Genomic DNA, 15,100 nt, shown 5'->3' on the forward strand with positions numbered 1-15,100 from the left:
ATATTATAATTACACTAAATAAAATAAAAAACTACTAAATATTTTTTGATTTAATAAATTTAAAATTTAAAGAAGATAAATTTAGGTTAATTAAGATTTGAATTAAATAAAAAATGATATAATTTTTATTTATGAAATTAATCAATAGCAATAAAATCAAATTATTTAAGAATTATATTAAAAAAAGAATTTTCTTATTGAAGAATGATATTAAAACTATATATTTTGCTTATCAAAGAAAAGATATTGGTTTATTACCTAAATTAATTGCTTTAATAACAATTAGTTATGCTTTAAGTCCAATAGATCTTATTCCTGATTTTATTCCAATTTTAGGATATGTTGATGATTTTTTAATTTTACCTTTACTTATAATGCTATCAATTAAATTAATTCCAAAGGAAATAATAGATGAATGTAGATTAAAAGCTAAAAATGAAAAGATAGAATTTAAAAAAAATTGGAAAGTTGGTTTTATTATAATTCTTTTTTGGATATTTATTATTTTTTTATTAATATATAAAATTTTTAAGTTAATCGTAATTAAATAAAATTAATAGAAAATTAATTTAAATTAAAAATAATAAATAATAAAAAGAAATTAAAAGTTGATAGTTTATGATATATTTTTTAAAAATTATAATTTCAGCACTTTTAATATTTATTATTTCTGAAATTAGCAAAAAATATCCAAAAGTAGGTGGTTTAATTGCTTCTCTCCCACTAGTGTCTTTAATTTCTATTTTATGGTTGTTTTATGAAACAAGAGATAAACAGAAGGTTATAGATTACTGTAACTCTATATATATCTATATTTTCCCCTCTATTTTTATATTTATATTTTTGCCAATATTTTTAAAATTAAATATAAATTTCTATATTTCTCTTTTAATCTCATCATTTATTTGCATTATATTCTATTCTTTGGTTTATTTTATATTAAATAAAAAATTTTTCTAATTTTTTATTAGATTTATTAATTGTAAATTATTTTATTCTTACCTTCCTTTTTTGCTTTATATAATTTTTCATCAACATATTTTATTGCTTCTTTATAAGTAATTTTTTCTGGAATTTGACTTATACCACATGAAATTGAAAAATTGAAATTGTTGTTATCTATTGTGAGAGTTATATTTTCTATTATTTTTATAATTCTCTTCATTAATTTATAGCAATTGTATACTGAAATATTATTTAAAATTATTAAAAACTCATCACCACCATATCTGATACAAATATCAGATTTTCTAAGATTATTTAAAAAAATTCCTCCCAGTGTTTTTAATGTTTCATCTCCAGCCAGATGTCCATATTTATCATTAATTTCTTTCATATTATCTATATCAACTAAGATATAGACCTGGGTTTTTGATTGAACATGCTGTTCTGAGAAAAGTTCCTCAAATAAGTTTCTATTATATACCCCTGTTAAGGAATCTCTTAGTAATTTATTAAAAGCATAATATTGAATTGAATTATAGGATTTTATTATTTTAATTATAAATGATAAAATGAAATAACTAACAATCAAAAATGTTATTCTAATGATAAATCTCCCCCAATTTATATTTATAGTTTTTTCTGAAAGAATACATGATATTGCATAGATAAGAATTATATAAAAAATTGTTAAATTAATTGAACCTTTGTTAGGTAATAAAGTAAGATATTGCAAAATTAGAATATATCCTAAATAAAAATCAGATCTTATTCCTCCTCTCATTGTTATAATAATTGAAATAATTATAGTATCTATATAGATAGTATATTTCTCTATTTTTCTAAAAGAAATAGAATAAATTGTAAAAATTAAAAATAAATTAAATAATAAATAACTTATTAGTATTGCTTGAACAATTAGAAATGATTTAAAATAATTTGAAAAAAATAGGTTAATTATAGCAGTTGATACAGCTAAAAGTTTATAAAATATTATTTTTTTTTGAAGAATTACTTCATCGTTTATAAATATGTTAGAAAAAAGTGATTCTCTCTCTTTTTTTAATTTTTTATCAATATTCTCTCTATCAAGATATTCTGTTTTTTCTGATATTTTATTGTTTTTGTTATTTTCTTTTTCTTTCATATTTATCATATTATAATCTTTTTTTAAACAATTTAAAATTTAAATTTATTAAGTTTTATTAATCTTGTATATTTTTTTATTTTTATTAATTTAATTAAAAAAAATTAAAGATATGTATGACTGAAGAAAAAAATAACATTATATCAAATAATAGTTTTGGTAAAATAAATATTAAAGATCTTTTCATTACTATCTTTGCTCCAATATTATGGAGTTTAGGTGGTCCTGGGATAAGGTTAGTTTCTGTTTCACCCTGGACAATTATATTTTTTAGATCTATTTCAATGAGTATTACTATTTTTTTCTTTATAATAATGTTTTATAGGAAAAATTGTTTTAAAGTTTTTAAGGATTTAGGTATAGAAGGAACTTGGGTATCAATATTACTAGCTTTAACAACTTTTTTTTATGTTCTTTCAATTTCTAAAACTACAGTTGCTAATGCTCTTTTATTACAAGGGACTGCTCCTATTTGGGCTACTTTGTTTGGTTATATTTTATTAAAAGAAAAAATAAACTTTTCAATTATTTTATCTTTATTCTTTTCTTTTTTTGGAATAATTTTAATTTTGTTCAATAAAAATGAAACAAGTTTACTTGCAAACTTAAATGAGAATTTTTTTAGTTTTGATAATTTTTTCAAAGCCACTTTATCAGGTAAAAATTTATTAGGCAATATTTTTGCTTTAATTACTGGATTTTGTCTTGCAGGTCAAATTTTAATAATAAGAAAAAATCCAACTATAAATCTTATACCAGCTACTGTTGTAGGAGGTTTGTTTGCTGCGATATTATCTTTATTTTTTAGACCTGAGTTTTATATTAAATTCAAAGACTTTACTATATTGTTATTTCTTGGAGCAATTCAGATAGGTTTAGGTTATATTTTATTTTATAGGGGGAGCAAAAATCTACCAGTAAATTTGTCAAGTTTAATAACTTTACTAGAAACATTACTTGGGCCTTTGTGGGTTTTCTTGATCTTTGGGGAGTATATTTCAAAAAATACTATAATAGGTGGTATAATAATTTTAATTTCTTTAATTATTAATTTATATTCATATAAATTAATAAAGTAAAATAATAATATTTATATAAGCATATTTAATATTTAATATTAGATCAAACTTTTCTTATTATTTTTGTTTAACTTTTATATTTTTTTTTAATTTTAAAAATACTATAATTATTAAAGTAGCTAAAAAAATAAATGGCCACAAACTTACTATAAATAGAAATGTGTTTAATAAATATTTAGTTCCAGTTTTAATAGAAGATAAGAGTTTAATAAAAAAATTTGAATTTGATCTATCAAAAATTTCTGCTTCAATATTAACATTAGAATAATTTATATTATTTATTAAATAATTAAACTGGCCTTCAAGAACTTCAATTTCTTCCCTTATTTCCTTTAATGATTTTTCTATCTCTATTATTTCAGATACTTTATCTGTTCTATTAATTAAAAGTAATAATCTTTTTTCAACTTCTTTTTTTAATTTTAACCTTCTATCTATATCAATATATTGTAAAGAAACATCCTCAACAAAAAGATTTTTACTCTCAACTATTAAGAAAAATTTATCTATAATATCTAGAAATTGAAAAATTTTATTTGATGGTATTTTTAAATTAATATTAATCGTTTTGTTTTTATCATTAATTGAATTTATAATTTGATAAGATACTATATAGCCTTCAAAATTTATTGCTAATTCTTCTATTTTTTTATAAAAAAGATCTATATTTTCAACTCTTCCTTTAATATAACTATTATATATTAAAAAATCTTTTTTAATGAAATTTAGAGTATTTGAATTAGAATTATTACTTGAATTTGTAAATGTTTTTTTAATTTCTGAAGTTTTACTAAAATTAGATAAATTGTTTGTATTTTTAAATAATTTAGCATTATTTAAAGGTTTGTAATTTTTACATGAAAGAATTATTAAGGAACAAATAAAATAGAAAAGTACTATAAAACTTAATTTTAATAAATTATTATTATTTTTTAACATAAATTTATTTTAATATAATTTAAGAAAATTAAAAGTCTAATTAAAAAATTTATTGACAAAATATAATTTTTTGTTATATATTTTTTAGCAAATAATGGCGGCGTAGCTCAGATGGTAGAGCAGTCGGCTCATATCCGACCTGTCAGGGGTTCAAGTCCCTTCGCCGCTAATTTCTTAAATCTATAATAAAATAGAAAAATTTAAAAACAATTTTTTGAAATTTTTTGAAAGATAATTGTCTTTGTATAAGAATCTATATAATTTCTAATTTTTTAAAGTTACTTTTTTATTAAAATATATTTTTTTATAAAAGTAGAAATTTTTTACGTTAATATTTTATTTATTTTAATAAATTTAGGAATAGTTAAATAAATATTTTATACTAAATATTAAAATTATATTTAATTTTTTCCGAATATAAATTGATGAATAATTATTCTAGAGGAATCTATTTATTTTTATTTATTTTTTATGTCTTTTTCACTATCTTTTCTTCAATTAATTTAATTTATTTCTTTAATTTACAAAGTGAAATAAAGTATAAAAAGAATATTTTATCTGATTTAGAAAAAGAAAATAACAAATTACTAAGTGAAATCAATTATCTTAAAAATAACTCTAATCTAGAAAGTAACTCAAAAGCTATAATATTTAAAAAAAATAATAATGAAAAATTTATTTTTATTAATAATGAAAAAAAATATAAAGAATATATAAATACAGAAATAAAAAATAGAAGTATTTATATTTTAGTATATATATTTATTAACATAATAATTGGATTTATTATTGTTTATATAAAAATAATAAAAATATTAAATATTAATGGTAAAGAAGTAACAGCAGGCTACTTAATCGAAAAAAAAACAAAATATTATAAAGGTATATAACGAAAGAAACTTAAATAAATTATTTTATTTATTTTCTATATGTTTATCCTGTTTAATCCAATTACTTAAAATCTTTGCTATTAAAATACAAGTTTCATCTATTCTTTTTTGATAGTTTGCAAATTTATATAATTCTAAAGCTTTTAGTATGTTTCCTTTTTTGAAAAGATACAGATCACCTAATCTTATCAAACCATCTATATATTTAGTAAGTTTAAATAGCTTTTCTGCATTAATATAATCTTTTTTATTAAAAAGTTCATTTGCTTTTCTTATGAAATAGATTCTATATTGTGGTTTTAAAAAATCTTCACTTTTCATAAATAAATTATGATTACTATTCTATTTAAAAATTAATATAAAAATTTTAGTTATTCAATATAATAATATAAAATCTTTTTAATAAAAAAACAAATAAAAATTAAATTACAATTTTTAATTTAGAAATCCGATAATATTGACAAAAATGTAAATTACTTTAAAATTATATTAAATGGAAATGGAGTTTATTATGAAAAAAGGGATAAGATTTTTAGTTTTTATAATCTTAATTTTATTAATAGTATTACCAGTTTTAGCGCAGCAACAAGGAAGTAATAAATATCAGCATTTTGTATTTAGATTAAAAATTTGTCAACTATCTAGATATGGTGCCAAGATTCAATATTTTACGTATACAGGTTACGTTAAAACCATATATATTCCATCATCATTTGTTAATAAATTATTATTTATAAAAATTGATCCAAATACTCCATATTCATTTATGCATGTTGTTTTAAATGAAGGTAAGGTTTGGAGAATACACATTTATTTACCAAATATAATGGTTAATGAATATTCTACAATGGATTTATCTGAAGAAGAGATTAAAAAGATTCAAGAAGTAAAAGAGGTACAGATATATTTTTAACTAGGCAAATTCCTTCTTTATTAATTTTTAATAAGTTTTTAATTTTTTTTAGTCAATTTATTTTTTAGGTTTCTTTGTTTATTCAAAAAGAATTTTAAAATAAATATCAGTAAAATTAATATTTATATTTTACTAATTTATTATTTATATTTAATTAAAGTAGTTTAATATGATGAATTTATTTGAATTAAATGATAAACAAAAGGAAGCTGTTTTTTATAACGAAGGACCACTTCTTGTTCTAGCTCCAGCAGGTTCAGGAAAAACAAAAGTTTTAGCATATAAAATTGCTTACCTTATTTATAATAAAAAAGTTTCTTCAAAAAATATTCTTGCTTTAACTTTTACTAACAAAGCATCTAAAGAAATGCAATTTAGAGTTTCTTCTTTATTAAATTGTAATAAATTAGATATTAATATATCTACTTTTCATTCCTTTTTTTATAATATATTAAAAAAAGAAGCCAATTTAATAGGTTATAAAACTAACTTTTCAATATACAATGAGAACGATTGTATAGAACTATTGAATAAAATAATAGAAGAAAATGATTTGGATATAAATGTTTCTATTAGAGAACTTTATATGCAAATAAGTAAATATAAAAATTCACTATTTGAATTGAAATATGAAGACTCTAATCTAAAGAAGATAATAAAACTTTATCAAGAATATCTTCTTTCTTATAATGCTATGGATTTTGATGATATTTTATTAAACTTTTTTAATCTTTTGATTGAAAATAAAACTTTTTATAATAAATACTCTAGTATTTTTAAATATATATTAATTGATGAATATCAAGATACTAATATTATTCAATATAATATTATAAAAAAACTATGTGAAAATGGTTCAATTTTAACATGTGTTGGAGATGATGATCAAAGTATATATGGTTTTAGAGGAGCAAATTATAGAAATATATTTGCACTTGAAAGAGACTTTCCTAACCTCAAAACTATTATATTAACAATTAATTATAGAAATAGTAAAAACATTTTAGAAGCTAGCTATTCTGTAATAAATAAAAATAGATTAAGAAAAATAAAAGAAGTTACTTCTAATAGAGAAATATATGAAAAAATTGTGATATTTAAAAGCAAAAATCCAGAAAACGAAGCTAAATTTGTATATGATATTATTTATGAAAATTTGTATAAAAATGGTATAAAATATCAAGATATAGCTGTTCTTTATAGAAATAATTATCAATCTAGACCTATTGAGGAATTATTCAAAATAAAAAATGTTCCCTATAAAATTTATGGAGAAAAATCATTTTATGAAAGAGAAGAAATAAAAGATATTCTCTCTTATATTTTTTTCCTAGTCAATCCATACGATGAACTATCTTTATTAAAAATTATTAATAAGCCAAAAAGAGGTATTGGGGTTAAGTTGATAAAAAAATTAACAGAAATATCAAAAATTAATAATATAAGTATATTTGATATTATAAAAATTTTATCTAATGATAGATTAAAATTTTCATTCAAAGAGGAAGAAGTAGATAAACTTGTAGAATTTTATAAGCAAATTGAATATTTTATAGTATCAATAAAAAATATTGAAAATATGTATAGAACTTTAAAAGATTTGATAAATGTTATAAAATATGAAGATTATTTAAAAGAAAAATATGATGAAAAAACTTATAATTATAAAATTAAAAACATTAATTCTTTTATTGATTCTTTATTTTATCTTTCAAAAAATTTAAAGGATGAATCAGAGATAACAATTTATGATATTGTAAATAGGCTGAAATTTTTATCTTCAAATGATTTAGAAAAAGACGAAGAAAAAACTGATAGTGTAAATTTAATGACTATTCATTCTTCAAAGGGACTAGAATTTAGAATTGTCATTTTGATTGGAATTGAAGAAGAAATTATTCCTTCTTCTAATTGTTTAAATGATGAAGATTTAGAAGAGGAAAGAAGATTATTTTATGTTGCTATGACTAGAGCCAAGGATAAGCTTTACATTTCTTATAATGAAAAAAGATTTAAGTTTAATAATGAATATGAAACTTACCCTTCCCAATTTCTTGATGATATTCCAGAAGATTTAATATTATATGATTTAAAAGAACATGAGAATAAAGTTTCAGCGGAAGATTTTGCTAGGTTAAAAGATCTTTTAAGAAATTAAATAGAATGGTTTTTATTTTTAAAATTAAAAAATAAATAACAATTTTTTTAATTAAATATAATATTTTTTGAGATAATTTTAATATAATTAAAAAATAATCATAAAATTTTACACTTTAAAATTTCTATAATAAAATTTACTCAATTTCTTCTGTAATTTGTATTGGTACTATTTCTTTAATTATTTTATCAAGTAATCCAATAGTTTTTGAAAAATTAATTATCTCTCCAATAAAATTATCATCAAAAGATGAAGTAAGATTTTTTATTCTTAAATTTTTTTTCTGTTTATAATCATTAATTATTTCTAACAAAATTTTATTTATATAAAAATAATTATTAAATATTTCTTTTATTAATGCCAAACACTTATTATTTATTTCTAATATTTCTTGGTTGGCCAAATTTATAATTGTTTTATTTTTGTTATAAACTTCAGGTTTTTTTAATATTTGGTTGTATGTTTTTTCTAATATTGAGGCTTCCTCTTCAAATTTGTTAATCTTATTTATACTATCATTTAAGTTATGAATTGATTGATTGATTCCAGTGTTAAGATTATCATCTAAAAATATTGCTTTATAAATTATATTAAGTAGAATATTTTTATATTTACCTTCGTAAAATACTATTGTAAATGTTTTTATTATAGAATAAGGCTTTACAAATTCTAAATTTTTTAATCCAGTAGATAAAAAAATATTTGAATAGGTTTCATTATAAAAATTTGAAGTTATTATATCAACTTTATTAAATAGAGCTTTAATAGATTTATCTATATCTTTTAATTTATTGTCTTTTTCAATTTTTTCTATGTGTTCTTTAACTTTTTTTATTTTTTCATCTATTATAAATTTAGATAATCTTTCTTCAAGATTAACAATTTTAGATTTATATTCAATGGATTTATACATAAATTGTAAATATTTTTCAAACTTCATTGGATTAAATCTTACTTTTAATACTTCAAAAATATTCTTTATTTTTTTTCTATAATAATTATTTGAAAATTTTTCTCCTTTAAGAGCATAGTATCTAGATAAATATTTTTGCATAAAAATATCAAAATTTTCATCAGGATTAAAATTAATATTTAAGAAATTTAAATCTGCTAGTAGTTCTTTAAACTTTTCAGAAACTTTTATATCAGAAAAATTAGGGCTATATTTAGGATCTACATTTGAAATTAATTTAGCATCAAAAAGAGAAAGGATGCTAATGAAGTTGAACTCTACAATATCATAGAAAGATTTAAATTCATTTATTAATTTATCTACTTGATTTATAATAATATTTGTTATTTTTTCATTAATAATTTTGAATAATTTATCATAATATAATTTTGTTTTTTCAAGCCCATATTTTTCAAGTACTTTATTAACACTCTCTATCTCTAAAAGATTATAGTAGGTTAAGGTATCTTTATCTAGTAAGTCTTTTAAAAAGTTTTTAACAACAACTTCTTTTGCTGATTTATTTGAGAAAAGGTGTTCAAGTGGTTCTCTAAAATATGAAAGCTCATTTTTTAAGAAATATAAATCTTTAGCAAATGTTTTAAAAATTATTTCTTTTTTAGTATTATAATATTTAGGGGAATCTTTTAAAATTTCTTTCCCTATTCTTTTCAAAATTATTTCAGATGATGGTTGGGTTTTAAAAAGAGATTTAAAAAATTCAGAAAAAAAACTCATTAACGATTTTCTCTTTGTATATAATAATTATATATTAATTAAAAAATAAATTTAATTCCTGTATATTATTTTTATTTTGAAGTTTTCTTTTTATTTTTTGAATATTTTAAGTATTCTTTTCCTTTTGATAATTTATTGAAACCAATAATAGCAAAAAAGATAGATAAACCAAACATAAGAAAGATATAGCCAAGAGTAAAGTTACTAATAAGATATAAAGCATAGAATCCAAGAAAAGATACTAATGATAGAATAATTAATAAAATTCCTAATATTATTTTTAAATAACCATTTTTAAACAATAATATATCCATATTTTCTCCAATTTCTTAATATTTTAGATAAATTTAATTTAATTTTAATTAAAATCAATAATTTATTTTTTAATATTAATATTGACAAAAAAAAATTTATCTGTAAAAAAAATTTATAAAGAATCGTAACTTTTTATTATCCTTAAAATATTTTTATAAGGAGTAATTTTTTATGAAAATAAAATTTTTATTTTTTATTGGTATTATAGTTTTTTTATTTTCTTTTTTTCTTATAGGTTATTCATTTAATAGATTTTATGAGAGTTACTCATATAAAACATCAACATATTTTTATACTGAATTCCCCATAATATCTAATTTTTTAAAAGGAAATGTTAAAGAATATAATTCAAGAATTGACCAAATTTTCTTTTTTATACTGTTAATAGCTTCTATTTATTTTTTTATTTATAGCTTTAAATTAATTGGAGAAAATTTAATATTTAAGAGTGGAAAAACATTAGGGGGAACTATTAAATATTTTCTTATGAGCACATTACTTAAAGGAGTAACAAAGTATCCCTTATTTACATTTATTGTCAGAAGATTTTTATCTATGATACCAATAATGCTTGTTGTTGTTTTTATAACTATTGGTTTAATGGAACTTGCTCCAGGGGATATTTTAACTCAATTTAGATTTAATCCAGAAATTAAAGAAGATGTAATAAAGAAATTAGCTTCTCAGTATGGACTTGATAAGCCATTTATTAGAAAATTTTTAGATTGGATTAAAAGTGTTATAACAAAAGGCGATTTTGGAGAATCTTTAAGTTATAAGAGACCAGTTTATGAATTACTTGCAGATAATTTACCACATACTATATTTCTAAATTTCTTATCAATATTTTTTATCTATGCTTTAGCTATACCTCTTGGTGTAACGGCAGCTTTGAATCAATTTAAATGGAAAGATAGAACTATATCTTTTATAACCTTTATTTTTTTATCAACACCAGTATATTTTTTCGCGATAATGTTGCTTTATTTAGTTTATTGGATTAAAAATGGTTTAGGATGGAAAGATTTTCCTATACCAATTGGAAGTGGTACTCCGTATAACTGGATGGATCTAAGTATTTTCGAAAAAATGAAAAATTATTTTTTTAGAATGATTTTACCAGTTCTTGCAACTTCAATGGGAGGAATAGCATCATTTATTAGATTTATGAGAGGTCAAATGCTTGAAGAACTTAACAAGTTATATATTACAACTGCAAGATCTAAAGGATTGAAAAGAAGTCTAATTGTTTATAAACATGCTTTAAGAAATGCTGTTAACCCATTTGTAACTAATTTTGGTGGTATATTTGCATCTCTTCTATCAGGATCATTATTAACTGAAATTATCTTTAATTTCCCAGGAATAGGTTATATATTGTATCAAGCTTTACAAGCAGAGGATTTATTCCTTGTAATGGGAAACTTTATTTTGTCAGCATTTTTAACTTTATTAGGCATTCTTATATCAGATATTCTATTAACTGTTGTAGATCCAAGAATAAGAATTAGTTAATATCTAAATCTTCTATTAAATTAAAGGAGAAAGAATATGTTAGATTTTGATCTAAATGTAGTAAAAGAAAGAAAAGAAAAATTATATGGAAAAATAAAAAAGGAAACTGATAAACATTTAAGAAAAATAGTAAATTATCAAAAAAAGGAAAGAAAAGAAACTTCATTTACTCTTTTCATAAGAAAATTTAAAAAACATAAACTTGCTGTAATATTTTTTTGGATTTTAATGTTCTTCTATTTTTGTATGTTTTTATCTGGATTTATAGCTCCTTATTCTGCACAATATAAATTTAAAAGGAATTCTTATAATATACCAACAAGGATTCACTTTTTTGATGAAAGAGGAAAGTTTATTGGGCCATATGTTTTTAAATATAAAATGATTAACCCTATATTCAAATCCTATTCAAGAGAAGTTGAAGATGTAGTATTTTATAAAAACAAACAAATAAATATATATGTTAAATACAAAATTAGTTTTTTTGTTAAAGCAGAACCATATAAACTATTCTGGTTTATACCTACAGATATTCATTTGTTTGGTGTTAAAGGAAGTTACGATAGTAAAACAGGTGAGCATCAATATCCTATTTTTCTATTTGGGGCAGATGGTTTAGGTAGGGATATTTTTTCAAGAATATTGCATGGAAGTTGGGTTTCATTAACAGTTGGTTTTCTTGGAACTTTTATTAGTTTAATAATAGCTCTTATTTTAGGTGGAATAGCAGGTTATTTAGGAGGTAAAATAGACTGGTTGATAATGAGATTTTGTGAAATATTATTATTATTCCCTGGTTTTTACTTTTTATTATTTTTAAGATCATTAATTCCAGTTTCCATCCCTCCAGCTCAATCATATATATTAATAGTTACTATTCTTGCAATAATTAGTTTTGGAGGATTAACAAGAATTGTTAGAGGATTTTTTTTATCATTCAAAAATGAAGATTATGTTTTAGCAGCTCAAGCTCAAGGAATATCACAATCAAGAATTATATTTAAACATATTGTTCCTCAACTTTCTTCATACTTAATAGTTAGTGTTTCAATGTCAATACCAGGTTATATTTTAGGTGAAACTGGTTTGTCATTTTTAGGACTTGGAATAACAGAACCATCTGTATCGTGGGGTTTGCTTTTATCTGAATCAAATAATGTAAGTAATGTTTTTTATTATCCATGGATTTTGATTCCTTCGATTTTTATAATATTAACTACAATGTCATTTAATATGATCGGTGATGGTTTGAGAGATGCTTTAGATCCAAGAACAAAAATTTAATTTATAATTTTCTTATAAGTTATTATATAATTGATAAATTATAATAAATTAAAGGATATAAATATGCAGCAAAAAAATAAAGTAATAGAAGTAAAAAATTTGAAAACATACTATTATTTATTTGATCATGTAGCTAAAGCTGTTGATGATGTTTCTTTTGAAATATATGAGGGAGAGACTTTAGGGGTTGTTGGAGAATCTGGTTGTGGGAAATCGCAAACTGCTTTCTCAATTATGAGATTAATTGATAAACCAGGTTATATTATAAATGGTTCAATTTATTATAAAGGGGTAGATTTGCTTGGTCTAACTGAAGATGAAATGTTGACAATCAGAGGTAAAGAGATTTCAATGATATTTCAGGAACCAATGAATTCTTTAAATCCTCTATATACTGTTGGTGATCAAATAAGAGAAATGATATTAAACCATTTGAATATGACAGTTGAAGAAGCTGAAGAAAGATCTATAAAATACTTAGAACTTGTTGGAATTCCAAATCCTGAAAAGAGATTCAATGATTATCCCCATCAACTTTCAGGAGGTATGAGACAAAGAGTTATGATTGCGATGGCTCTTGCTTGTGAGCCCTCATTGTTAATTGCAGATGAGCCTACAACAGCTTTGGATGTTACTATTCAAGCACAAATATTAAAACTTATTGATGAATTAAAATCTAAGGTTAATTCTGCAATTATGTTTATAACTCATGATTTAGGTGTTATAGCCAACTTTGCTGATAGAGTTCAAGTAATGTATGCAGGAAAAATTGTAGAATCTGGAGCAAAAAGAGAGATATTTAAAAATCCACTTCATCCATATTCAAAAGGTTTACTTAATTCTATACCACCTATTGGTTTTACAAAAGAGAAGGGTAAACTTTATCAAATAGAAGGAAATGTTCCTTCACCTAAAAACTTTCCTGAAGGATGTAGGTTTAATACAAGATGTCCTTATGTAAAAGATATATGTAAAGAAAAAAATCCAGATTTAAAAGAAGTTGCACCTGCTCATTATGTAGCTTGTTGGCTATTCTAAATCATTTAAATTCATAGGAGGTTTATTTATGAAAATGTTACAAGTATATAATTTAGTTAAGCATTTCCCATTAAAAGCAGGTGGATTTAGTTTTTCTCAGTTTCAAGTTCATGCAATAAATAATATTAGTTTTTATATAAATGAAGGAGAAACTTTAGGTGTAGTTGGAGAATCGGGTTGTGGTAAAACTACAGCAGGGAGACTTGTTCTTAGAATGTACGAACCTACCTCAGGAGCATGTTATATTGATACAGAAGAAAATATTGTTAAAAAATGTGAAGAGTTGAGACAAATTTATCAAAATAAAAAAGATGAAATAAACAAAATGAAAGCTATGGGTTATAAAATAACCAAAGAGCAACTTAATGATTTTGATAAAATTAAAAAAGAATATGTAAATCTAGCTGATAAATATGATATTTTCCACATGAAACATGATTTATTGAAAAAGAAAAGAAAAGAGATGCAAATTGTTTTTCAAGATCCTTACTCTTCTCTCAATCCTAGAATGTATGTAAAAGATATTATTGCTGAAGGAATAGTAGAACATACAGGTATTCCATGGTCTGAAGCTTATAAGGAGGTGTATAAGCTTTTAGATATAGTAGGTCTTCCATCTCTTTCAGCAAATAAGTATCCACATGAATTTTCTGGTGGTCAAAGACAGAGAATTTCTATTGCAAGAGCTTTAGCAGTTAATCCAAGGTTTATTGTTTGTGATGAAGCCACATCTGCATTAGATGTTTCTATACAAGCACAAATTTTAAATCTTTTAATTGATTTACAAAAAGAATTCAAGTTAACTTATATGTTTATTTCTCATAATTTAACAGTAGTACAATATATGAGTGATAGAATTGCAGTAATGTATCTTGGGAAAATTGTAGAACTTGCATCATCAGATCAACTATATAATAATACAAAGCACCCTTATTCTGTGGCTCTTTTATCAGCTATTCCTGTAGCAGATCCAGATTATAAATTTGAAGTTATTCCTATAGAAGGTGATGTTCCATCTCCTATTTTTTTACCAAAAGGATGTTATTTTAGATCTAGATGTAGATATGCTATTGAAAAATGCGCTATAGAAGAACCACAACTAGAAGATATAGGCAATGGTCACTTAGTAGCTTGTTTTAATCCAATTAAAAATAAAAACGAGATAAAAACAAAATAATAAATAATTTAAA

At 21.5% G+C, this 15,100-nt stretch carries 15 protein-coding genes and 1 tRNA gene; 11 read left to right on the forward strand and 5 right to left on the reverse strand.

The genetic code is table 11. The annotated features are described in order from the left end of the window. Positions 1 to 131: 131 nt before the first annotated feature. Both N3A58_00905 and N3A58_00910 read left to right on the forward strand, forming a co-directional pair. On the forward strand, positions 132 to 551 hold the full coding sequence (locus N3A58_00905) for a DUF1232 domain-containing protein (protein ID MCX8057958.1): 420 nt from the start codon (positions 132 to 134) through the stop codon (positions 549 to 551). Positions 552 to 618: 67 nt separating this feature from the next. After that, positions 619 to 960, forward strand: a complete 342-nt coding sequence (locus tag N3A58_00910) for a DUF3147 family protein (protein ID MCX8057959.1) — start codon at positions 619 to 621, stop codon at positions 958 to 960. Between the two features lie 16 nt (positions 961 to 976). Here the strand turns inward: N3A58_00910 and N3A58_00915 are convergent, their stop codons facing one another. Beyond that, positions 977 to 2,098 carry a GGDEF domain-containing protein gene (locus N3A58_00915; protein MCX8057960.1) on the reverse strand — a complete coding sequence of 374 codons (1,122 nt, stop codon included), beginning with the start codon at positions 2,096 to 2,098 and terminating at the stop codon, positions 977 to 979. Positions 2,099 to 2,205: 107 nt separating this feature from the next. Here N3A58_00915 and N3A58_00920 point away from each other — a divergent pair, with 107 nt between their 5' ends. Then, positions 2,206 to 3,168, forward strand: a complete 963-nt coding sequence (locus N3A58_00920) for a DMT family transporter (protein MCX8057961.1) — start codon at positions 2,206 to 2,208, stop codon at positions 3,166 to 3,168. Positions 3,169 to 3,225: 57 nt separating this feature from the next. Here N3A58_00920 and N3A58_00925 read toward each other — a convergent pair whose 3' ends face one another. Further along, a complete protein-coding gene (locus N3A58_00925; protein MCX8057962.1) occupies positions 3,226 to 4,107 on the reverse strand; it encodes a DUF4349 domain-containing protein in 882 nt (293 codons plus the stop codon). Positions 4,108 to 4,203: 96 nt separating this feature from the next. Here N3A58_00925 and N3A58_00930 point away from each other — a divergent pair. Then, positions 4,204 to 4,276, forward strand: a tRNA-Met gene (locus tag N3A58_00930). 256 nt (positions 4,277 to 4,532) lie between these two features. Next, positions 4,533 to 4,997, forward strand: coding sequence for a hypothetical protein (locus tag N3A58_00935; GenBank protein MCX8057963.1), 465 nt, complete (start codon positions 4,533 to 4,535; stop codon positions 4,995 to 4,997). A gap of 24 nt (positions 4,998 to 5,021) precedes the next feature. Here N3A58_00935 and N3A58_00940 read toward each other — a convergent pair whose 3' ends face one another. Next, entirely contained in the window at positions 5,022 to 5,318 is a 297-nt protein-coding gene (locus N3A58_00940; protein ID MCX8057964.1) for a tetratricopeptide repeat protein, read from the reverse strand. A 190-nt stretch (positions 5,319 to 5,508) separates the two neighbouring features. Here N3A58_00940 and N3A58_00945 point away from each other — a divergent pair, with 190 nt between their 5' ends. Both N3A58_00945 and N3A58_00950 read left to right on the forward strand, forming a co-directional pair. Beyond that, on the forward strand, positions 5,509 to 5,910 hold the full coding sequence (locus N3A58_00945) for a hypothetical protein (GenBank protein MCX8057965.1): 402 nt from the start codon (positions 5,509 to 5,511) through the stop codon (positions 5,908 to 5,910). Positions 5,911 to 6,079: 169 nt separating this feature from the next. Next, positions 6,080 to 8,068 carry an exodeoxyribonuclease V subunit gamma gene (locus tag N3A58_00950; protein ID MCX8057966.1) on the forward strand — a complete coding sequence of 663 codons (1,989 nt, stop codon included), beginning with the start codon at positions 6,080 to 6,082 and terminating at the stop codon, positions 8,066 to 8,068. 136 nt (positions 8,069 to 8,204) lie between these two features. On the opposite strand, the gene N3A58_00955 is transcribed toward N3A58_00950, so the two are convergent. Both N3A58_00955 and N3A58_00960 read right to left on the reverse strand, forming a co-directional pair. Continuing rightward, positions 8,205 to 9,758: a hypothetical protein gene (locus tag N3A58_00955; GenBank protein ID MCX8057967.1), complete on the reverse strand. Its 1,554-nt coding sequence runs from the start codon at positions 9,756 to 9,758 to the stop codon at positions 8,205 to 8,207. 71 nt (positions 9,759 to 9,829) lie between these two features. Then, positions 9,830 to 10,072: a hypothetical protein gene (locus tag N3A58_00960; protein MCX8057968.1), complete on the reverse strand. Its 243-nt coding sequence runs from the start codon at positions 10,070 to 10,072 to the stop codon at positions 9,830 to 9,832. A 172-nt stretch (positions 10,073 to 10,244) separates the two neighbouring features. Here N3A58_00960 and N3A58_00965 point away from each other — a divergent pair, with 172 nt between their 5' ends. From N3A58_00965 to N3A58_00980, 4 genes are all read left to right on the forward strand, one after another. Next, complete coding sequence (locus tag N3A58_00965; GenBank protein MCX8057969.1) at positions 10,245 to 11,588, forward strand: ABC transporter permease; 1,344 nt, start codon at positions 10,245 to 10,247, stop codon at positions 11,586 to 11,588. Positions 11,589 to 11,624: 36 nt separating this feature from the next. Continuing rightward, a complete protein-coding gene (locus N3A58_00970) occupies positions 11,625 to 12,872 on the forward strand; it encodes an ABC transporter permease (protein ID MCX8057970.1) in 1,248 nt (415 codons plus the stop codon). 63 nt (positions 12,873 to 12,935) lie between these two features. After that, positions 12,936 to 13,910, forward strand: a complete 975-nt coding sequence (locus N3A58_00975) for an ABC transporter ATP-binding protein (protein MCX8057971.1) — start codon at positions 12,936 to 12,938, stop codon at positions 13,908 to 13,910. Positions 13,911 to 13,938: 28 nt separating this feature from the next. Then, positions 13,939 to 15,087, forward strand: coding sequence for an ABC transporter ATP-binding protein (locus N3A58_00980; protein MCX8057972.1), 1,149 nt, complete (start codon positions 13,939 to 13,941; stop codon positions 15,085 to 15,087). The last annotated feature ends 13 nt before the right edge of the window (positions 15,088 to 15,100 follow it).

This window comes from Spirochaetota bacterium, assembly GCA_026415295.1.
Classification (GTDB): domain Bacteria; phylum Spirochaetota; class JAAYUW01; order JAAYUW01; family JAOAHJ01; genus JAOAHJ01.